Source organism: Bradyrhizobium ganzhouense (genome assembly GCF_049949285.1).
GTDB classification, from domain to species: Bacteria; Pseudomonadota; Alphaproteobacteria; order Rhizobiales; family Xanthobacteraceae; genus Bradyrhizobium; species Bradyrhizobium ganzhouense.
The window spans coordinates 368,837-388,213 of the sequence record NZ_CP181318.1; the positions used below are offsets into that span (position 1 = coordinate 368,837).

General features: G+C 62.8%; 17 protein-coding genes. 14 read left to right on the top strand and 3 right to left on the bottom strand.

Features of this window, described 5'->3' with window-relative positions; translation table 11 throughout:
• The first annotated feature begins 203 nt into the window (after positions 1–203).
• Genes ACLFLU_RS01780 through ACLFLU_RS01790 form a run of 3 tightly spaced genes read left to right on the top strand, consistent with a single transcriptional unit; the run spans position 204 to position 4,821 of the window.
• Entirely contained in the window at positions 204–3,158 is a 2,955-nt protein-coding gene (locus tag ACLFLU_RS01780; RefSeq protein ID WP_426410660.1) for a formate dehydrogenase subunit alpha, read from the top strand.
• Positions 3,159–3,170: 12 nt separating this feature from the next.
• Positions 3,171–3,773 (top strand): formate dehydrogenase FDH3 subunit beta, encoded by a 603-nt coding sequence (fdh3B, locus tag ACLFLU_RS01785; RefSeq protein ID WP_426410661.1) that lies wholly within the window; start codon positions 3,171–3,173, stop codon positions 3,771–3,773.
• 49 nt (positions 3,774–3,822) lie between these two features.
• Entirely contained in the window at positions 3,823–4,821 is a 999-nt protein-coding gene (locus ACLFLU_RS01790; RefSeq protein WP_426410662.1) for a formate dehydrogenase subunit gamma, read from the top strand.
• A 35-nt stretch (positions 4,822–4,856) separates the two neighbouring features.
• On the opposite strand, the gene ACLFLU_RS01795 is transcribed toward ACLFLU_RS01790, so the two are convergent.
• Positions 4,857–6,842 (bottom strand): 4Fe-4S binding protein, encoded by a 1,986-nt coding sequence (locus ACLFLU_RS01795; protein WP_426410663.1) that lies wholly within the window; start codon positions 6,840–6,842, stop codon positions 4,857–4,859.
• Between the two features lie 242 nt (positions 6,843–7,084).
• Between ACLFLU_RS01795 and ACLFLU_RS01800 the strand changes: the two genes are divergently transcribed.
• The 5 genes from ACLFLU_RS01800 (at position 7,085) to ACLFLU_RS01820 (ending at position 9,313) form a co-directional block, all read left to right on the top strand.
• Complete coding sequence (locus ACLFLU_RS01800; RefSeq protein WP_426410664.1) at positions 7,085–7,546, top strand: DUF3305 domain-containing protein; 462 nt, start codon at positions 7,085–7,087, stop codon at positions 7,544–7,546.
• Between the two features lie 18 nt (positions 7,547–7,564).
• Entirely contained in the window at positions 7,565–8,200 is a 636-nt protein-coding gene (locus tag ACLFLU_RS01805; RefSeq protein WP_426410665.1) for a DUF3306 domain-containing protein, read from the top strand.
• 36 nt (positions 8,201–8,236) lie between these two features.
• Positions 8,237–8,848, top strand: a complete 612-nt coding sequence (locus ACLFLU_RS01810) for a TorD/DmsD family molecular chaperone (RefSeq protein ID WP_426410666.1) — start codon at positions 8,237–8,239, stop codon at positions 8,846–8,848.
• A 73-nt stretch (positions 8,849–8,921) separates the two neighbouring features.
• Entirely contained in the window at positions 8,922–9,047 is a 126-nt protein-coding gene (locus ACLFLU_RS01815; protein WP_426410667.1) for a hypothetical protein, read from the top strand.
• Positions 9,048–9,103: 56 nt separating this feature from the next.
• Positions 9,104–9,313, top strand: coding sequence for a hypothetical protein (locus ACLFLU_RS01820; protein WP_426410668.1), 210 nt, complete (start codon positions 9,104–9,106; stop codon positions 9,311–9,313).
• Between the two features lie 7 nt (positions 9,314–9,320).
• Here ACLFLU_RS01820 and ACLFLU_RS01825 read toward each other — a convergent pair whose 3' ends face one another.
• Positions 9,321–10,592 (bottom strand): MFS transporter, encoded by a 1,272-nt coding sequence (locus tag ACLFLU_RS01825; protein WP_426410669.1) that lies wholly within the window; start codon positions 10,590–10,592, stop codon positions 9,321–9,323.
• A gap of 352 nt (positions 10,593–10,944) precedes the next feature.
• A complete protein-coding gene (locus ACLFLU_RS01830) occupies positions 10,945–12,309 on the bottom strand; it encodes a hypothetical protein (protein ID WP_426410670.1) in 1,365 nt (454 codons plus the stop codon).
• A gap of 320 nt (positions 12,310–12,629) precedes the next feature.
• Here ACLFLU_RS01830 and ACLFLU_RS01835 point away from each other — a divergent pair, with 320 nt between their 5' ends.
• The 6 genes from ACLFLU_RS01835 to lptB all read left to right on the top strand — a co-directional run bounded on the left by ACLFLU_RS01835 (position 12,630) and on the right by lptB (position 19,341).
• The gene (locus ACLFLU_RS01835; protein ID WP_426410671.1) at positions 12,630–13,955 is read left to right on the top strand and encodes a UbiA family prenyltransferase; all 1,326 of its coding nucleotides are present in this window, start codon (positions 12,630–12,632) and stop codon (positions 13,953–13,955) included.
• A complete protein-coding gene (locus ACLFLU_RS01840) occupies positions 13,955–15,685 on the top strand; it encodes a hypothetical protein (RefSeq protein WP_426410672.1) in 1,731 nt (576 codons plus the stop codon). The genes ACLFLU_RS01835 and ACLFLU_RS01840 overlap by 1 nt, the downstream gene beginning before the upstream one ends.
• Positions 15,686–15,839: 154 nt before the next feature.
• Positions 15,840–16,454, top strand: a complete 615-nt coding sequence (locus ACLFLU_RS01845; protein ID WP_234682484.1) for a ribonuclease D — start codon at positions 15,840–15,842, stop codon at positions 16,452–16,454.
• A gap of 184 nt (positions 16,455–16,638) precedes the next feature.
• The gene (lptC, locus tag ACLFLU_RS01850; RefSeq protein ID WP_426410673.1) at positions 16,639–17,370 is read left to right on the top strand and encodes an LPS export ABC transporter periplasmic protein LptC; all 732 of its coding nucleotides are present in this window, start codon (positions 16,639–16,641) and stop codon (positions 17,368–17,370) included.
• 5 nt (positions 17,371–17,375) lie between these two features.
• Positions 17,376–18,107 carry an LptA/OstA family protein gene (locus tag ACLFLU_RS01855; protein ID WP_426410674.1) on the top strand — a complete coding sequence of 244 codons (732 nt, stop codon included), beginning with the start codon at positions 17,376–17,378 and terminating at the stop codon, positions 18,105–18,107.
• Between the two features lie 220 nt (positions 18,108–18,327).
• A complete protein-coding gene (gene lptB, locus ACLFLU_RS01860; protein WP_426410675.1) occupies positions 18,328–19,341 on the top strand; it encodes an LPS export ABC transporter ATP-binding protein in 1,014 nt (337 codons plus the stop codon).
• Positions 19,342–19,377 lie beyond the last annotated feature (36 nt).

Here is a 19,377-nt window from a genome sequence, read left to right on the forward strand (position 1 = left end):
CGCCAAGGCTTCTTCGACGTGATTTGCTTCGGCTGACAATCGTCGGTGCCGGTGCGTTAGGTGCCGGCCAGCTGTTGCCGACGGCGGCTTCCGCGAAGCCCGTTGATCTCGATCAGAAGCGCAGAGCTCGCTACAGACCTGACTCTCAGGAAGTCCGGAATTTCTATCGCGTCAACAGCTATCCTGCTCGATAGGAGACTTCCGTGCTGATCAGGAAGTCCGATCGTCGTCCGGAGCGTGCCAGGCTTTTCGATGCGGCGGCCGACGAAGCATCGGCGAAGTTGGACCGACGGACGTTCCTGAGGCGCTCCGGACTCACGGCTGGCGCATTGGCGGCGGTAGGTGAACTCGCGTTGCACGGCGTGCGGAAGGCCGAAGCCGGACCGCCACCGCCTGTCGGTGCGCCGGTCACGACCCGCAAGAACATCTGCACGCACTGCTCGGTCGGTTGCTCGGTGATCGCCGAGGTCTCAAGGGGCGTATGGATCGGGCAGGAGCCCGACTACGACAGTCCGATCAATCGCGGCTCGCATTGCTGCAAGGGTGCGGCAGTTCGCGACGACGTGTTGAATGAGCGGCGCCTGCGCTACCCCGTCAAGCTCGTCAACGGACAGTGGACACGCATCTCCTGGGAGAAGGCGATCGACGAGATCGGCGACAAGCTGCTGGACATTCGTCAGAAGGCCGGCCCCGACTCGGTGTATTGGCTCGGCTCCGCCAAGTTCACCAACGAGGCCGCTTATCTCAATCGCAAGCTTGCGGCGTTCTGGGGCACCAATAATTCCGATCATCAGGCGCGGATCTGCCACTCCACGACGGTCACAGGCGTAGCCAATACTTGGGGCTACGGCGCGATGACCAATAGCTACAACGACATCCGCAACGCCAAGACCATTTTGTTGATGGGTGGCAATCCTGCCGAGGCCCATCCGGTTTCCCTGCAGCACATTCTTGAAGGCAAGGAGCTCAACCGCGCCAACATGATCGTGGTCGATCCCCGGATGACGCGGACCGCTGCGCACGCGACCGAGTACGTTCGGGTTCGCCCCGGCACGCATATCGCCACGATCTACGGCATGCTGTGGCACATCTTCGAGAATGGCTGGGAAGACAAGGAATTCCTCAGCCAGCGTGTCTACGGCCTGGATGAGGTCCGAAAGGAAATTGCGAAGTGGCCTCCCAAGGAGGTCGAGCGTGTGACTGGCTTGCCCGAAGCACAGGTCAAACACGTCGCACAGCTGTTCGCGACGCAGAAGCCGGCCACGCTGATCTGGGCGATGGGACAGACTCAGTTCACCACCGGCACCGCCAATGTCCGCGCCAGTTGCCTGTTGCTGCTCGCCACCGGCAACATGGGGCAGCCTGGTGCCGGCGCCAACATCTTCCGCGGCCACACCAACGTGCAGGGCGCAACCGATCTCGGTCTCGATGTCACGTCGCTGCCGCTGTACTACGGGCTTGCCGAGGAGGCCTGGCGGCATTGGTGCCGGGTATGGGAGGTCGATTACGACTGGATGAAGTCGCGCTTCCCCGACAAGAAGCTGATGGAAACGCCTGGCATTCCCAGCACGCGCTGGTTTGACGCAACCTTGCTGCCAAAGAACCAGATCAGCCAGCCCAATCCGGTGCAGGCGATGTTCATCATGGGGCATGGTGTCAATACCATCACCCGGATGCCCGAGGCGGTGAAAGGCATCGAGAAGCTTGAGCTGCTGGTGGTCTGCGATCCCTATCCAACCGCATGGTCGGTGCTGTCGGAACGCAAGAACGGCACCTACCTCCTGCCGGCCTGCACGAGCTTCGAGATGGAGGGCTCGCGCACCAACTCCAACCGGTCCCTGCAATGGGGTGAAAAAATCGTCGATCCGGTCTTCGAGGCGAAGAACGACTACGACGTGATGTACATGTTCGCGCGCAAGTTTGGATTCGCCGACCTGATGTTCAAGAACATCAAGGTCGAGAACGGCGCAGTTTCGGCGGAGGACATCCTCCGCGAAATCAACCGCGGCGGATGGTCGACGGGCTATTGCGGACAGTCGCCGGAGCGGCTCAAGGCCCACATGAGGAACCAGCACAAGTTCGATCTGGTGACGCTGCGGGCGCCGAAGGACGATCCCGAGGTTGGCGGGGAATATTACGGCCTGCCGTGGCCGTGCTGGGGCACGCCGGAGTTCAAGCATCCGGGTACGCCGATCCTCTACAATACCAATCTTCCAGTGAAAGAGGGCGGCGGAACCTTTCGCGCGAGGTTCGGCGTCGAACGCGTCGTCAAGCGCAAGGTGATGGAGAACGGGCAGGAGGTGGAGCGGGAAGATCACGATAATCTTCTTGCCGAGGGCTCGTACTCTGTCGGCTCGGAGATCAAGGACGGGTATCCCGAGTTCACCCTCGGCGTGCTGAAGAAACTCGGCTGGGACAAGGACCTCACCCCGCAAGAGAGCGAGGTGATCGCGCGCATCAATCCGGCCGATCCCGACAAGGTGTCATGGTCGACCGATCTGTCCGGCGGCATCCAGCGGGTCGCGATCGAACACGGCTGTTCGCCCTACGGAAACGCCAAGGCGCGCATGATTGCGTGGAATCTACCTGACCCGGTTCCGATGCATCGCGAACCGATCTACACGCCGCGTCCGGACCTCGTTGCCGACTATCCGACCCTGCCGGATGCGAAGCAATTTCGGGTGCCCAATATCGGCTTTTCCGTGCAGAAGGCCGCTGTCGACCGCGCGATAGCGAAGCAGTTCCCGCTGATCCTGAGCTCGGGCCGTCTGGTTGAATACGAAGGCGGTGGCGAGGAAACGCGGTCCAATAAATGGCTCGCCGAACTCAAGCAGCACATGTACGTCGAGATCAATCCTGCGGACGCAGCCGAGCGCGGCATCGTCGATGGCGGCTGGGTTTGGGTGACGGGTGCTGAGAACAGCTCGCGTGCCCGGATGAAGGCGCTGGTGACGGAACGCGTCGGCAAGGGCGTTGCCTGGATGCCTTTCCATTTCGCCGGTTGGTACGAGGGAGCCGACCTTCGGGCGAAATATCCGGCGGGAACCGATCCCATCGTGCTCGGTGAGAGCGTCAACACGCTGACGACCTATGGCTATGATCCTGCTACCGGCATGCAGGAGCCGAAAGCCACGCTGTGTCAGATCAGGGCCGCATGAGAGGTTAGACCGATGGCACGCATGAAATTCCTGTGTGATGCGGACCGTTGCATCGACTGCAATGCCTGCGTGACCGCCTGCAAGAACGAGAACGAGGTGCCTTGGGGCATCAATCGACGTCGCGTCGTCACCATCAATGACGGCAAGCCGGGCGAGCGGTCGGTCTCGATGGCCTGCATGCACTGCACCGACGCGCCTTGCGCGTCGGTGTGTCCGGTCAAATGCATCTATCCGACCGAAGACGGCATCGTCCTGCACAACAAGGATCAGTGCATCGGCTGCGGCTATTGCTTCTACGCCTGTCCGTTCGGAGCGCCGCAATATCCCCAGGTCGGGAATTTCGGCTCACGGGGCAAGATGGACAAGTGCACCTATTGCGCGGGCGGCGGCGGACTGGAGGCGCCGGGCAGCGCCGAAGAATATGAGAAGTACGGGTCGAATCGCTTCGGCGAAGGCAAGCTGCCGATGTGCGCCGAGATGTGTTCGACCAAGTCACTGCTCGCTGGCGATGGCGACATCATCGCGCAGCTCTACGAGGAACGCGTCGAGAAGCGCGGCTATGGCTCCGGAGCCTGGGGTTGGACGACGGCCTACCATGAGGACGTCAAGACGTAAGGGGCTCAGCGCTCACGCGACGATCAGGCACGAAGATTGGGTATCCGTCATGACGGCTCTCGCACGCTTTCGCTTCGCAGCGCTCTTGTTGATGCTGTTCGGTCTCACGACAGCATCAGTGCTCGCTCAGAAGCTCGGTCCTGATGGGGCACCCAATCCGACCGCCAGCGTGACCAACCAGAGGACGCTTCTGGAGCAGGCGCCACGTATCCAGGGCCGGATCGACATTCCCGATGTCAAAGCCAGCGTATTGATGCAGCCGGCCGGACGGACCTGGGATTATTTCCACGAGGTCCTGCTGCACTGGGGCGGGGCGGTGGTGATCGTCGGCATGCTTGCAGTGCTCGCACTCGCCTATCTGATCATGGGCCGGCTTCGTATCGAGGCGGGGCGCTCCGGCCAGACGATCGTCCGCTTCAAGGCCTTCGAGCGGTTCGCGCATTGGCTGACAGCGGTTTCGTTCGTGCTGCTCGGGTTGACCGGCCTGAACATCACCTTCGGCAAGGTCCTGCTGCGACCTCTCGTCGGCCCGGATCTATTCTCGGACATTTCCCAGGTCGCCAAGTACGTGCACAATTTCACGAGCTTCGCCTTCGTGGCGGGCCTCGTTCTGATCACGGTGTTGTTCTTCAGGGACAATATCTTCAAGCGGGTCGATATTGACTGGGTCAAGCAAGGTGGCGGCTTCATCAAGTCGAAGCATGCGCCTGCAGGACGATTCAATCTCGGTGAGAAGATGGTCTACTGGCTGTCGGTCGCAGCCGGCCTCGCGGTATCAGCATCGGGATTCGTGCTGCTGTTTCCCTTCTACGGCACCAACATTGCGGACATGCAGATCGCGCAGGTCGCGCACGCCGTCATCGCGATCCTTTTCATCGCGCTAATCCTGGGACACATTTATATCGGCACGCTCGGCATGGAAGGCGCGTTCGAAGCGATGGGTACAGGCGAGGTCGATATCAATTGGGCGAGAGAGCATCATGATCACTGGCTCGCCGAAAAGCTTGAGGCGGAAGGCCGGCAGGCTTCCGCAACGCCGGCTGAATAAAGCGATGCCGTGCAGGCTATCCCGAACCGGATAATTCAGTTGGTGCGGCCGTCCGGGTCCCGCTTCGGCTCCCGCTCGCGCAAGTAATCATCCGTGGTGCGGACGGACGGGCCAGGTGCGCCGTAAGATTCAAAGCCCTGTTCAGCCACGAAGCCGACGCGGCAGTCGCCGCACATCTTGATGGCGTCGAGCCGTTGCGCCGACCCGGAATACATCCAGTGCTGGCCTTCGAGCTTCGCCACCACGCGCTCGATGCTGCTCTTGACGCCGAACGGCTTGCCGCAGCGGATACAGCAAAACGGCTCCTCTTCCTTGAGAACCCGGGTTGGTGCCCGGCTGGCTCGGAAGTCGATTTGCGGAACCAGCGTGATGACTTTCTCCGGGCACGTCGTGCGGCACAGGCCGCACTGGACGCAGGAGTCTTCGACGAACCGCAACGCCGGGCGTTCGGGGTCGTCGCGCAGGGCGCTCGTCGGACAGGCCGACACGCAGGATAGGCAAAGCGTGCAGCCGGCAGCATCGATCTCGACGGCTCCGAACGGCGCGCCGTCGGGCAACGGAATGACGTCGACCGGGGCAGGCGCCGCGCGGTGCAGTTCGGCCAGTGCAAAGCGCAGCACGTCGCGCTTGCCGCCCACGGCACGGAAGCTCGCAGGGCGCGGAGCCGGCGCGTCGGCCGGCGCGGCGCGGAGCGCTTCGATCAGATGGTCCGGATCGTCGGTCGCTATCACGGAAAGCCGGCCCGGGCCGAAGCCGAGCCCGGCAAGGATCGGATCGGCCAGCGCGATCGTCCGCGTCAATCCCGAGACGTCGTGGCGCGGGTTGGCGCGTAGCAGGAAGCGTACCGCCGATACGCCATATGCAAAGGCCGCGGCGATGCTCTCCAACCCGATTTGCGTGACCTCGTTGACCACAAACGGCAGCACGTTTGCGGGCAAGCCGTCGCCGAACCGCGCCAGCGCGTCGATCAGCGGCGTGCCATGGCTTTCGTCATGCACGAGGACAACGGCCCGCTCACCGCCGGCCTGTCGATAGGCGAGCAGCATGGCACGCAGCTTTCTGACCAGCGCGTCCTCCGCCGGTAACGCATAGGACGCAGCACCCGTAGGACAGGCCGCCGCACATTGGCCGCAGCCCGCGCAGATGTCGGCGTCGATCGCCACATGGTTGCCGGCAGGTGTGATCGCGCCGGCAGGGCAGGAATCGAGGCAGCGGGTGCAACCGGTCCGGTTCGAGCGCGAATGCGCGCAAAGTCCGGCGTCAAAGGTGATGTAACGCGGCTTCTCGAAGGTCCCGACGAGGTCGCGCGCTTTCAGCACGGCCTCGAGGATTGCCGAGCGGCTACCGGGATCAGCACGCAGATAACCGTCGCGCAAATCGGCGGGAAGCAGCGCGGGCTCACCGGTCAAGTCGAGGACGACGTCGCATGTCGAACGGGCATTATTGCGCGATGGGCCAAACGTCAGGACGCGACGCGAAGACGGGGCAGCTTCGGCGAAATCGTTGACCACCAATTGGAACGCGCCCAGATGTCCCGTGAGAGCACTTATCCGGCCCTTGGCGATCGGAAAATCAACGATGCGTGGCGGTGCGATCGCGGCTGGCGGCGCTATCAGCACGGTGACGTCGAGATGCTCCTTCAGCAAATCACCGGCCTCGATCGCGGCCTCGTCGCGGCCGTAGATCAGGATGATTCCGCTGCTTTCCAGCTGGACCATCGGCGCGGGTGCTGCCACTTCGGCCGCGGCGGCGAGCAGCGCGGCCATCTTCGGCCCAGCGCGGTCGGCATCGTCGGACCATCCGGCGGTCTCGCGGATGTTGGCGAACTGCATCGAATTCGCACGATTATTTTCGGCCGCGACCTGCGAAAACAGTGCTGCCTGCTGCGTGCAAGCGACTGTGAGCGGACCATCTTCGGCGGCGACAGCCTTGAATCGGCCGAGTTCGGCGCCGCAGAGCTGCGTCGCCGCCGTCACTTCACCGCGGCAGCCCTGGCGAATTGCGTCCACATCGAGCGGCATCGTCCCATCGCATGAGCAGATCAGGAGGCGCCTGCCGGTGTCAGATATGACGGTCACAATATCTCGCGGCTCCCAAAATAGAGCGGCCACCCACTGGCCCGTTCATCCCCGAAGTATATACTCCCGATATCGGAAAAGACGACGCCCGTATCAGGAGCGCACGATTACCGCTCTTGCCGGGGCCAGCTTCGCTCGATTGGATTCGGGAAACAGGAACCGCACCTCGATCTTGAGAGGGTACATTGATATCGACAAGTCTTGCACGCATTGCTGTCGGTGTCGCGATCGAACGGCGCAAAGCCAAGAGTGCGTGGGTCGATTTTCTGTGGCGGCCCGTCTCGGTGTTTGCGGGAGAGCCGTCCGCGAAGCCGTGGACTCCGATTGGAGGCGAAGGCGAGGTCACGTTGTTCTATGCAGGTGATGCCGTGATCGAGCTGCACCGGACCGAAACCACCAACTATCGCGAAAATCTCGCATCGGGCTCGCCCACGCTGTGGGTCAATTTGCGGCCCACCGGTTCCGAGCCGCCCTACGAACTGCTCGCGGTCACGGCCGATCCTGCGGAGGGCGAGGCCTTTACCGACGCAGGCAGCAATCTGGTCGAAGCCGTGCCGATGCCCGCCGGCATCTCCGAGATCGTCGGCCGTTTCATTGCCGAGCATCATGTCGAGCGTCCCTTCGTCAAACGGCAACGCAATCGTTAGCAAGGACAAGAGAGATCGGTGTCAGACAGTAACGTCTTCGTTCGCTGGGCACGGCTCAAGCAGGCTTCAAGAAGCCTGAACGCTGAACGTGCTCCGGCCGGCGGCGAGCAGGCGGCCGAGCCGTCCGTTGCGAATGGCGAGATCGATCCGCCTTTCGATCTCGCCAGCCTGCCGTCGATCGAATCGATCACCGCTCACACCGACATTGCGGCGTTCCTGCGCACCGGCGTTCCAGCCGAATTGACGCGCGCGGCATTGCGCCGAGCCTGGGCGGCCGATCCTGCAATTCGCGACTTCATCGGGATCGCGGAGAACCAGTGGGATTTCAACGACCCCAACGCAATTCCCGGATTTGGCCCGCTCGATCCCGCGGACAACGTCGCCGATCTTGTCGCCCGGATGTCGAAGGGGTTGGAGCCGGTGCGTGACGTGCTGGCGGACGTGCCGCCGCCGGCCAGGCTCATTCCGCAAGGCCGGCCCGATGCCGAACAGCCTGGCCTCGAACCGGCGACATCGGCCGCTCAATCGTTACCCGACGATACCGCGGAGCGACCCGACCCGGATCGGAATGCGCGCATTCTGCCCGACAGTCCTGCCGCCGGAGAGCCCCCCTCGCTGCGAACACGACGTCATGGCAGCGCGTTGCCACGTTAGCAGCCGGCAGGATTGTATGTTTTGCGCGACCGAACGATGATGGATCCAGCCTCGAAGACCGCTTCAGTGCATACCGTCGATGAGTTCGACCTCGCCCGGGCGCAGGAATATGCGCTGTTGGCGGCGTTGCTGACGCGCAGCCCGGACGCGCAGCTGCTGCGCAATATCTCCGCTTTGCGCGGCGATGCCAGTGCGATGGGCGTGGCGCACATGGCGCTGGCGGATGCAGCGCGCCGGACAGATGAGCAGGCCGCGGCGCGCGAGTTCTTCGACCTCTTTGCAGGGTTGGGTAAGGGAGCACTGCTGCCTTATGCCTCGCACTATTTATCCGAGACCCTGTATGGTCGTCCGCTCGCGCGATTGCGGGAAACTCTGGGGGGGCTCGGTGTCGAAAAGGCTCCGGAGCGTATGGAGCCCGAGGATCACGCGGGATTTCTCTGTGAGGTCATGGCAGGCCTCGCCAGCGGAAGCATTTTGGCGCCAGCGGGCGCCGAGCGCCTCTTCTTTGATCAGCATGTCTCTCGCTGGATCAGGCGCTTTTTCGTCGATCTTGAGCGAGCGAGCTCGGCGGATTTCTATGCGGCCGTGGGTGCGCTCGGGCGGACGTTCATCGACATCGAGGCGGAGGCCTTCGCGCTTCCGGGCTGAACACGGTGTTTTGTACGGGCGCTGCACGAATCCGGACAGAAACGTGCTAGACTGCAAAGGCAGGGATCAAAGAATGCGCGTTTTTATTATTGCCTGTCTGCTCGCTGCTGTTGTCGCACTCGGTGCTGCCAGCATCCTTGATCGTTTCGTGCAAGAAACGGTCACAACGGCGTTCGCCGAGTCGAGTGCCCGCGTTTAGCGGTCGTTATTGTTTGTTAAGCTTTCTGTTCTCCACATAGACGTGGGAGACGCCATATGCGCCAATTGCTGATTGCTTGTTTCGTCGTTGCAGCTTTGCTCGCAGCTACTGTCGTGATCTTCAGGGGGCAGCCTCGCGCGGTCGAGCTGTCCGCCGCGGCCATGCCGTCCTTGGTCGAGCTGCATGCCATGGCGGGTGTCCATCAGCTGCCGGACCAGGACATCGACGATCAGTCACTCATTTTCCCGACCCGGGTCAAGCAATAGCCTGCCCTCAAACCACGCTTCTCCCGACCCTCTCCGCCACCGACCTCTGCACAAAATACATCGCGACCAGCGTGATGATCGTCGTCGTGACGACGACGTAGCCGATCCGCTCGAAATGCAGCAGCGAACCGTCAGGTTGTTGCGAGATGATCGCAGCCGCAAGCACCGAGCCGAGCCCGCCGGAGAATTGCTGGAGCGAGGCGCTGACCGCGCTGAACGAGCCGCGCTGGCTCTGATCGGGGATCGCCGAGATCAGCGCCTGCGACGGGATCATGCGCGAGAAGATGCCGACGAACATCAGCACGTTGACGACGATCGCGGTCACCAGCGAGACGTGGCCGAGATGGGTGTAGATCAGCACCATGACGACGGTCATGGCGCAGCCGAACACGAAGGTCGGATATTTGCCGAAGGCGTCGCTGGCGCGGCCGACCAGCGGGCCGGTGACGATGCTGAACAGGCCGGAGACGAGATAGATCGTCGGCAGATGCGCGATGTCGATGCCGATATTGTTCACGGTGAACGCGCTGGAATACGGCATCAGCATGTAGCCGCCCGTCGCCAGCAACGTCGTGACCGCGAAAGCCAGCGTGTAGCGCGGCTGGAAGATGGTCGCGACCAGATGATGGAACGGGTTTCTGTCCTGCTTCAATTTCAGATGCCCGTCGACCGGTGCCATCGCGAAGGCGATGACGGCAATCGCCAGGATCGACAGGCCGACGATCGCAAAGAAGCAGACATGCCAATCCCAGCGATTGGCGAGAAACAGCCCGGCGGGAACGCCGAGCACCTGGCTTGCGGCGAAGGCGGTCTGGACGAAGCCCATCACGCGGCCGCGTAAATGCAGCGCGAACAGATCGGTGACGATGGCGAGTACGATCGATCCGATCACGCCGCCGAACAATCCGGTCACGATCCGGCCGAGCAGCAGCACGTGGTAGTTCTGCGCCAGCGCGCAGAGCAGCGTTCCGAGCGTGAAGCCGACATAGAAGAACAGCAGCAGCCGCTTGCGGTCGAACCGGTCGGCAAAGCCGGCGGCCAGGATGCCCGACAGTCCGGCGCTGAACGCATAGGCCGACACCGCGACGCCGAATTGCCCGGTCGTGATGTTGAGCGAGGGCATCAGGATGGCGCCGAGCGGCGACATGATGATGAAATCGAGGATGATCGTGAACTGGGCGAACGCGAGCAGCGCCACGAGGAGTGACTGGTAGCGCGAAAAGCCGCGCTGGCGTTCCTGCTGATCGTCGATCGGCGCGGCGAGCGTCTGGTCTGTCATGGCACCTGATGTGTGGTGAGAAGCTGGGCTCAGATAGGGTGGGCGCGGCCGATTTCCACGGGCGCGGGCCTTAAGTTCCGCTGGTATATCGCGCGGGTGCCGGATTGTGGGATCCCTGCAACAGGCTGGCCGCGACCCCTCCCGGCCGCCATTCGTCCGGCCGAATTAAGCCGCCCTTAGCGAATGCTCCCTAGGCTCGCGGCCGTCCATTTTCCTGCTCCCCGGCCGAACGCCGGTCATGCTGCGGTCAGTGGGGAGCGCTTTCGTCCGAAATTCCAAATTGTTCTTGGGCCGCCGGAAAAAGGAAAGGGCCGCCTACTCACGAGCGGCCGCAATCCGATCGATACAGGGGCTATGCGACGGCTTTGCCCAGCTTGGTCACGCTGTAAACCGCGGCCACGGTGCTATCGGCGAACTCATAAGCGCTGATATTTTTCCCGACCTTCTGTGGATCCAACTGTGCCATGTCGAGGACCAATCGGTAGCTCTTCATGATGTCGACCAGGTGTTTGCTCAAGAATGCCTGCGGGTTCGTACTCCAAATCAGCAATCCATCCTTGTCGACCGTCAGGAGCGCCCGGAGCCCGTAGAGCAACGGAACGATGTATCCATCAGGACAGGTGGATTGAGTAGTCTTCTCGTAGAAGGGTGTAGTTGGCTTGGAACGCAGGTACTTCGGATTTTTTTCGGCGGCTTTCTCGGGATCGTAAATCTTAACCGCCGAGATTTTGCCGAAGCTACCACCGGCCTTGTTGTAGGCGTTGGGAATATCCTCGAAGAGTATGTCGTATAGCTCTGGGAACGCGCCGGCGATCTGGAGAGCGCTCTTCACCGCCTTGTTGTGCAGTGTGTGCTCGTACCCACCTTGAGTTGGTGTGGAGACTTCGCCATGCTCCAGCAGCTTATTGAAGGCGGCCACGCAGACCGCCTTGTTGCGGTAGATCTGATTGGGATTGACACGGATCCCACCAGGAAGCTCCATTTTTGACAATGGGATCCAAGCCAAGGCGATGACGTCACGGACCTTAATGCGGCCGCCATCATTCGTTTTCCACTCGACCGCGTCGGCCAGTGAGTTCGGCAAGTGTTCCTTGAAAACGTCGTAGAACCCTTTTTTGTTTGCCTTGGTCTCCTCAGTCAGCTGCACGTTGTTGTTGCGCGCAGCTCCGATTTCGAGAAGTGAGCTACGAAAGGTCTCAACGAGATCTTCATCGTGCATATTTGCCGGCACCTGAACTTCAACCGGCATTTCGAACGCCAGCACATCGGCAATCTCGCCGATAGCATTCCGGTTCTCGGTCCAGGCAGTCCGGAAGTCGTCCCAATCCTTGATGCGATTCAGATCACGATCTGACAACCCTGCTTCGCGCAGGATGTGTCGCCCAGCGGCAAATGCGTTATGACCGCCGTCAAGGATTCCCTCACAATCGGGATCGACGAAACTGAACTGATACCGGTCGCGGTCCATCGCCTTGTAGGACGACGAGGCGAGCAAGATTCCCTTTGTTTTCGCCGGGAAAAGTTCGGGTTCCTTGAGGCTGCCCTCGATATCGGCAGTCACGGATCCCTTCTTTGCAGAGCGCGGATTGGCCGCAAGATCATCCGCGTCCAACAGCTGAATGACGGACTTCGGCGGAAGCAGCCCATAGAGCTTGCGCACAGGGCCAACCACCTGCTCGCCGCACTGATTGATCTTGATGGTAAGAGATTTATTCATGAGGTCCTCTGAGGTCATAGAGGACCGATCCCGGCAAAAGGGGGAAGCGCGGCACGGTCGCCGCCATTCTCACTATTCCGAAACCAGTCCAGGTTTCTATCCGGCTCCCATCCGGGAGCCAAAAACCAATCTGATGGATTCGGGGTGTGAATGCAAGGCCAGGTTGAAAGAAGATTGGCTTCTTCGCCCTCGGTCTAGCCTCCCGCGAATTAAGCCCGCCTTAGCGAATGCTCCCTAGGCTCGCGGCCGTCCATTTTCCTGCTCCCCGGCCTCCCCAGCCCTTGGGCCGGCCGTGTCGCGGTCAGTCAGAGCGTTTTCGGATGGAGCGGCCCGTCAGGCAGTACGATCGGAGTGAGGCCGCGCCGCAGGCCACGATGGCGCCTGCCCGCACCCTCGTCATCGATCTCGAAGCCGCCCTGCTGCGCTCCGAGCTGCTGATGGAGGCGCTGTTCTCGAGCCCCGCGCGCATGCTGGCCCGTTTTGGTGCGGGCGGACGCGCCGGGATGGCGGCGCTCACGGATATTCTGGCGCGCGCCGAGCTCGACTACGCCCACCTTCCCTATGATGCCGACGTGCTGAACCAGGCACTGGTGGCGCGCGTGCGCGGCGCGAAGATTTTCCTGGTCGCGGGCCGCTTCGCCGATCATGCCGCGGGCATCGCCGCGCATCTTGGTTTTGACGGCGTCGTGACCCCGGCCGATCTTGCTGCGGGCAGCAATCTGCCGTTCGATCGCGCCGCGATCGAACGCATCGAGCCCCGAAGCCGAGGCCGCGCCACTCTCAAGACCTGGGCGAAGGCGCTGCGGGTCTATCAATATGCCAAGAACACGCTGGTGTTCGTGCCCGTCATCACCGCGCATCAGATCAATGTCGCCACGCTCGGCTCGACGCTGCTGGCGTTCCTGGCGTTCTCGGCCTGTGCGTCGGGCGCCTATCTGTTGAACGATCTGCTCGACCTCGCCGCCGACCGTCAGCATCCGACCAAGCGCCATCGCGCGCTCGCGGCAGGCGACTTGCCGATCTCCTCGGCGCTAGCGGCGATCCCTGTGCTGTGGCTGTTCGCCGTCGCTGCCAGCCTCTGCATCTCCTTGACCTTCCTCGGCGTGCTCGCCGCCTATCTTGCCACCACCATTGCCTATTCGCTGGTGCTCAAGCGCAAGATGCTGGTCGATGTCGTCACGCTCGCTGGTCTCTACTGCTTGCGCATCGTCGCCGGAGCCGTCGCGGCCGGCGTCATGCTGTCGGAATGGCTGATGGTGTTCTCGCTGTTCGTGTTCACCTCGCTGGCGCTGATCAAGCGCTTCAGCGAGCTCAGCATGCGCCAGGGCGAGGGCCTCGCCGATCCCTCCAACCGCGACTACCGCATCACCGACCTGCACATCATCGCCGCGATGGCGGCGGCGAGCGCCATGAATGCGGTGACGGTGTTCGCGCTCTACGTCTCGTCCTCCGCGGTGACGCCGCTCTACAGCCGGCCCTGGATGCTCTGGCTGCTCGCGCCCTTGCTGCTCTACTGGTTCGGCCGCGCCCTGATGATCGCGCATCGCCGCGAGATGCCCGACGATCCCATCATCTACGCCTTCCGGGACAGCGCCAGCCGCACCACCGTGGCGGCGATGGTCTGCATCATGCTGGCGGCGATCTGATGAGTGTGACGACGTCGGGCCCCGGCGCGGCCAGCCGAGGCGGCTCGCTGACGATCTCGCCTGCGATCGTCGAGACCCTGGTGATCGCGGCGCTTGCTGCGGCCTTGTCCCTGCTGCGCACCGGTTTCGTGTTCGGCATTGAGAACAACCTGTTCCACTTTCCGATCGTGGCCGGGCTCGGCAACGCGCCGCAATTTCACGACGATGCGTTCATCCAGTCGCTGCGTTACTTCGCCTCCGGCGTCTGGATCCTGCTAAACGACACCCAGAAGGACGTTGGACAGACTGAGCTCCTGTTCTTCGTCCTGAACTATTTGTCGCGGCTATTGTCCTTCACCGGCTTCCTCTGCTGCGCCTCGCTGCTCGGAATCGTCACGCGGCGCGACAAGATCGTCTTCAGCCTGATTCTGTGCGCGATCGGATTCCTCGACGGTTACAGTCGGGCCGGCGGCATGGGCGGGCTGTTCGTCAACTATTTCACGCATTCGGAGATCGCCAACGGTACTGTCCTGCTCGCGATCTATTTCGCAGCGCGTCGGTGGTTCACATCGGCAGCCGTTGCGTGCGGCGTTACCTTCTTTGTCAATGCCTTCGTGGCCGTCTGGCTTGCGCCGCTGCTCGTTCTCGTCGCGGTCACCTCGATCCTCAGAGGTGAAACGACACTGCGAGCCGTCTGCCTGCGGACATTTGCGGGGCTGGTGATCTCTTTGCCCATTGCCTATCCGGTTCTGCACGCCGTTCTCGGCAATCCCGAGTTCGGAACGCCGCCCGGCTTCGACTATCCGGCCTATCTCCGCGAATATTACGGCGGCCATTCGCTGATCACGTCCGTGGCATTGGACGACATCTTCGTCATGGTGGCGGTGATCGCTGTCGGCGCCGCCGCCCTTGCCTGGTTCGGCGCCCGGGCGCGGGCGTTGCAGGCGGCCTATCTGGGAGCGATCCTGGTCTATGCGCTCGGCATCGTCATCCCGTCTCTCTCCGGGGCGAATCTCGTCCTCAATCTCCAGCTGCTGCGTTCGGGAACTCAGATTGACCTGCTGGCCGGGCTTGCCGTGGCGGCGCTCGCGACAAGCTGGTTGAGCAGCGACCGCGCGACCACCTTCCTTCCGGGGTGTCTGATCGTGCTTTGCCTCGGCATCAACGGGATCGCGGTCGCGCTCGTCGTTCCGCTGGTCCTGGTCATGAGCTTTCAGGGGTCGGTGACGGATGGCGCGCCCGTCGCGCACCGCCGGCTCGGCTATGCGGCCTTGGCCGTGGCCGGTGTGGTGCTGTGGCCGCTCGCGGTCTGGCAGAATGTCGTCGTCAATCGCTTCTTCAACGATGCGGTCGGCGAGTGGCGAGACGTCGCCAATTGGGCCAACGCTGCGACGCGTATCGATGCGATCTTCCTGCCGCCACCTCATCGTCCGGAGGTCGCAACGGCAGATCCCGCCGACCTGGCACTGGCACGGGCGACAATCTTCGAATTCGTGTCTCATCGCCGCATCTGGGTTGACTATAAGCGCGGCGCGGCCGCGATGTGGACACCATCCTATTACCGGATCTGGCACGACCGGATGGCCGAGACGGAGGCGCTCGAGTCCCATGCTGCACGGATGGCCTATGCCGTGGGACACGGCATAGGCTATGTCGTCGATCGTTGCGAGACATTGTCCTCGCAGCACGACGTGATCTTTCGAACGAGACGGCTCTGCGTCTGTGCAACCGAGCGCGCGCCGGCCGGCTGAGACAGGCGCCGCCGGCGCTTGCGCCGGTTGGGGCCAGCCGCTACATCGCGGCGCGCGGGCTACCGGCAGATATTCAGCCCGGCCGGCCCTCGCCAGTTCCCATTCCCGGCACTAATTTGATCCAGTGCTGATTCGATTGAGGGTTTGAAACGCCATGACCGTACGCCTGCATCGCGGCGACCTGCCTGATCTCACCCGCTACACCGGGGCGGTGGCGATCGACACCGAGACCATGGGGTTGAACCCGCATCGTGACCGGCTCTGCGTGGTCCAGCTCTCGCCCGGCGACGGCAGCGCCGACGTGGTGCAGATCCCCAAGGGCCACACCGATGCGCCGAACCTGAAGGCCCTGTTGGCCAATCCCGCCATTACGAAAATCTTCCATTTTGCGCGGTTCGACGTCGCGGTGCTGTACCAGAGCTTCGGTGTGATGACCGGGCCGATCTACTGCACCAAGATCGCCTCCCGCCTGACCCGCACCTATACCGACCGCCACGGCCTCAAGGACCTCGTCCGCGAGGTGCTCAATGTCGACCTCTCCAAGCAGCAGCAGTCCAGCGATTGGGGTTCCGACAGCCTGACCGAGCCGCAGCTGGCCTACGCCGCCTCCGACGTGCTGCATCTGCACGCCCTGCGCGAGCGGCTCGATGCCATGCTGGTCCGGGAAGGCCGCACGGCGTTGGCAAAGGCCTGCTTCGACTTCCTGCCGACCCGCGCCCTGCTCGACCTCCAGGGCTGGGAGGAGGAGGACATTTTCGCGCATTCCTGAGCGCTCTGGCGGCCGCTACGTTCAGGTTGCCGCCCCGTTTCGGACACTTTCGTAACGGCCTGTCCAAAGCTGATGTGCCCAAGGCTGCCTATTCCAAAGGCTGCATATTCCCGAGGTCGCGGGTACAATGGGGCGCCCTCGATTGGAGCCTTCTGACCAGGCAAGCGATGCCCCCGGAGCAGCGGTGAACTCGGCCCAGTTTTCCACCTACGACGCCGCGCTTGCGGCGAAGTTTGCCACCGCGGCGCGCCACAGCCGCCTGGTGCGGATTCTGCGCATCGCCGTGCCGGTGACCGTGGTTCTGGCCATGGCCTCGATCGTCGCGGTCTCGACCTTCCTCAACCCTTTCACCATGATCCCCGTGAAGGTCGATTCCGGAAACCTCGTGGTCACCGGCACCAAGATCACAATGGAATCGCCGCATATGTCCGGCTTCACGCCGGACCAGCGGCCCTATGAGCTCTGGGCCAAGACTGCAACGCAGGACATCACCGATCCAGATCACGTCGATCTCGCTGATCTGCGCGCGAAGGTGCTGATGGAAGACCAGTCGACCATGTTGCTCGATGCCCGCACCGGCCGCTTCGACAACAAGCAGCAGCAGCTCGATCTGCACAAGGACATCTTCCTGCGCACCTCGACGGGCTACGAGGCGCGGCTGAACTCGGCCTTCGTCGACATGGCCAAGGGCACGGTCTCCTCCGATGACCATGTCGACGTCAAGCTGACCAACGGCACGCTGACTGCCGATCGCTTACGCATCACCGAAGGCGGCGACGTCATCCGCTTCGAAGGCAATGTCGTGATGCATCTGGACAAGATCAGCACGGATGACGCGACGCCAGCGCCGGTCGAGCAGCCCGCGCCCGCGCCTGTGCCTGTGAAGTCCAAGAACAAATCTGCGAACTCAAAGTGATTTTCATGGCTCATTTTTTTCGTCGCAACGACAGCAAGCGTCGCGCCATCGTCGCAGCGGTCGCGCTTGGTGGCGTTGCGCTGATTGCGGCGGGGGCCGCCGTCGCACAAAGCACTATGCAAGGCGTGCCCAATGCGATGCAGGGCTTTTCGCAGAACCGCGATCAGCCGATCCAGATCGAGGCCGCCTCGCTCGAGATGCGCGACAAGAAAAAGGAAGCGACCTTCGCGGGCAATGTGAAGGTCGTGCAGGGCGATACCACCATGACCTCGAAGACGCTGGTGGTGTTCTACGAATCGAGCAGCGACAAGGCGGCCGCGCCGCAAGCTGCGCCGGCGCAATCCGCTTCTGCAAAAGGCCAGAAAGGGGCGCCGATGCAATCGGCGACACCGGGGCCGGGCGGCGCCTCCTCGATCAAGCGGCTGGAAGCGCGCGGCAATGTCGTCGTCACCCAGAAGGACCAGGTGGTCACCGGCGAGACCGCAGTGTTCGACACCAAGACCAACCTCATCACCATGCTCGGCGGCGTGGTGCTGACGCAGTGCCAGAACGTGCTGCGCGGCGACCGCCTCATGGTCGACATGACCACCGGCGTCTCCCGGGTGGAATCCGACAGCGGCAAGGTGCAAGGCCTCTTCATCCAGACCCAGGGTGGCGCGAACGGCAAATGCGGAACGCCGGTCGCCCCTGGCGCGGGCTCGCCTTTGCAATTGCCTGGTTCAGGTAAACAAAAGTAAATTCAAGAGCTTGGCTCAGATGCGGCCGATCCGAGGTTGAAGCTTGCTAGGTGAGACTGTATCTAGCGGCAGGGCTTTCGAAACGGGGTCCGCCGCTTTTCGGGCGTGTTTCACTGGGCATGAGACATCCCTACATTCATGCTGCGTCGGCGAAGCAAGAGGCCGGCGCGGCAGACCGCGCGAGCACCGCGCAGGATCCGTAGCAGGCTAGAAGGCGGGGATGGTCGATCTATTCAGCATGTTCCGTCGGCGCCCCGCCAAGCGCGGCCGGCCAGGATTTGCCCGTCAGGACATCACCGCGCTCGGTGACAGCGTCGGCGGCTTGGTGGCGAGCCCAGTGCGCGACGCGCCGCCGATTGCCCGTGACCAGCCTATGCAGGCCTCGGACCCCTATGGCGTCGAGGCGCCGCCGCGGGCGCGTCAGCCGGCCACTCAACCGCCCAAAGCCAAATCCAGCGCGAAGCCTGCCGCTAGGTCCAACGGCACCGGCGGACCGCAGCTGTTGCGGCGGCCGGGCTTCCTGGCTGTGCATAGCGTGGAAAAGAGCTTTGGCAGCCGCCAGGTTGTGCGCGGCGTCAGCATCTATGTGCGGCGCGGCGAAGCGGTCGGCCTGCTCGGCCCGAACGGCGCCGGCAAGACCACCGTGTTCTACATGATCACCGGGCTGATCAAGGCCGATCGCGGCGCGATCGAGCTCGACGGCCACGACGTCACCAAGTTGCCGATGTATCAGCGCGCGCGGCTCGGCATCGGCTATCTGCCGCAGGAAGCCTCGATCTTCCGCGGCCTCACCGTCGAGCAGAACATCCGCGCCGTGCTCGAAGTGGTCGAGCCCTCGCGCAAGAAGCGCGAGCAGCAGCTCGACTCCCTGCTCGACGAATTCAACATCACGCGCCTGCGGAAATCGCCGTCGATCGCGCTGTCCGGCGGTGAGCGCCGCCGCGTCGAGATCGCGCGCGCGCTCGCAACGCGTCCGAACTACATGCTGCTCGACGAGCCCTTCGCCGGCATCGACCCGATTGCTGTTGGCGACATTCAGGACCTCGTCCGCCATCTCACCAATCGCGGCATCGGCGTGCTGATCACCGACCACAATGTGCGCGAGACGCTCGGTCTCACCGACCGCGCCTATATCGTCTATGCCGGTGAGATATTGACTGAGGGCAGCCCGGACGAGATCGTCGCTGATCCGGATGTGCGCCGCCTTTACCTTGGCGAGGAATTCCGCCTCTAGCCCTTTTTTCCATTTCGTCAAGGCGTGTACATCGGG

Coding starts and splice junctions, on each gene's coding strand:
- fdh3B (WP_426410661.1), top strand. CDS start 3,171: ATGGCACGCATGAAATTCCTGTGTGATGCGGACCGTTGCATCGACTGC.
- ACLFLU_RS01790 (WP_426410662.1), top strand. CDS start 3,823: ATGACGGCTCTCGCACGCTTTCGCTTCGCAGCGCTCTTGTTGATGCTG.
- ACLFLU_RS01795 (WP_426410663.1), bottom strand. CDS start 6,842: ATGCCGCTCGATGTGGACGCAATTCGCCAGGGCTGCCGCGGTGAAGTG.
- ACLFLU_RS01810 (WP_426410666.1), top strand. CDS start 8,237: ATGATGGATCCAGCCTCGAAGACCGCTTCAGTGCATACCGTCGATGAG.
- ACLFLU_RS01815 (WP_426410667.1), top strand. CDS start 8,922: ATGCGCGTTTTTATTATTGCCTGTCTGCTCGCTGCTGTTGTCGCACTC.
- ACLFLU_RS01820 (WP_426410668.1), top strand. CDS start 9,104: ATGCGCCAATTGCTGATTGCTTGTTTCGTCGTTGCAGCTTTGCTCGCA.
- ACLFLU_RS01825 (WP_426410669.1), bottom strand. CDS start 10,592: ATGACAGACCAGACGCTCGCCGCGCCGATCGACGATCAGCAGGAACGC.
- ACLFLU_RS01830 (WP_426410670.1), bottom strand. CDS start 12,309: ATGAATAAATCTCTTACCATCAAGATCAATCAGTGCGGCGAGCAGGTG.
- ACLFLU_RS01835 (WP_426410671.1), top strand. CDS start 12,630: ATGGAGCGGCCCGTCAGGCAGTACGATCGGAGTGAGGCCGCGCCGCAG.
- ACLFLU_RS01840 (WP_426410672.1), top strand. CDS start 13,955: ATGAGTGTGACGACGTCGGGCCCCGGCGCGGCCAGCCGAGGCGGCTCG.
- ACLFLU_RS01845 (WP_234682484.1), top strand. CDS start 15,840: ATGACCGTACGCCTGCATCGCGGCGACCTGCCTGATCTCACCCGCTAC.
- ACLFLU_RS01855 (WP_426410674.1), top strand. CDS start 17,376: ATGGCTCATTTTTTTCGTCGCAACGACAGCAAGCGTCGCGCCATCGTC.
- lptB (WP_426410675.1), top strand. CDS start 18,328: ATGGTCGATCTATTCAGCATGTTCCGTCGGCGCCCCGCCAAGCGCGGC.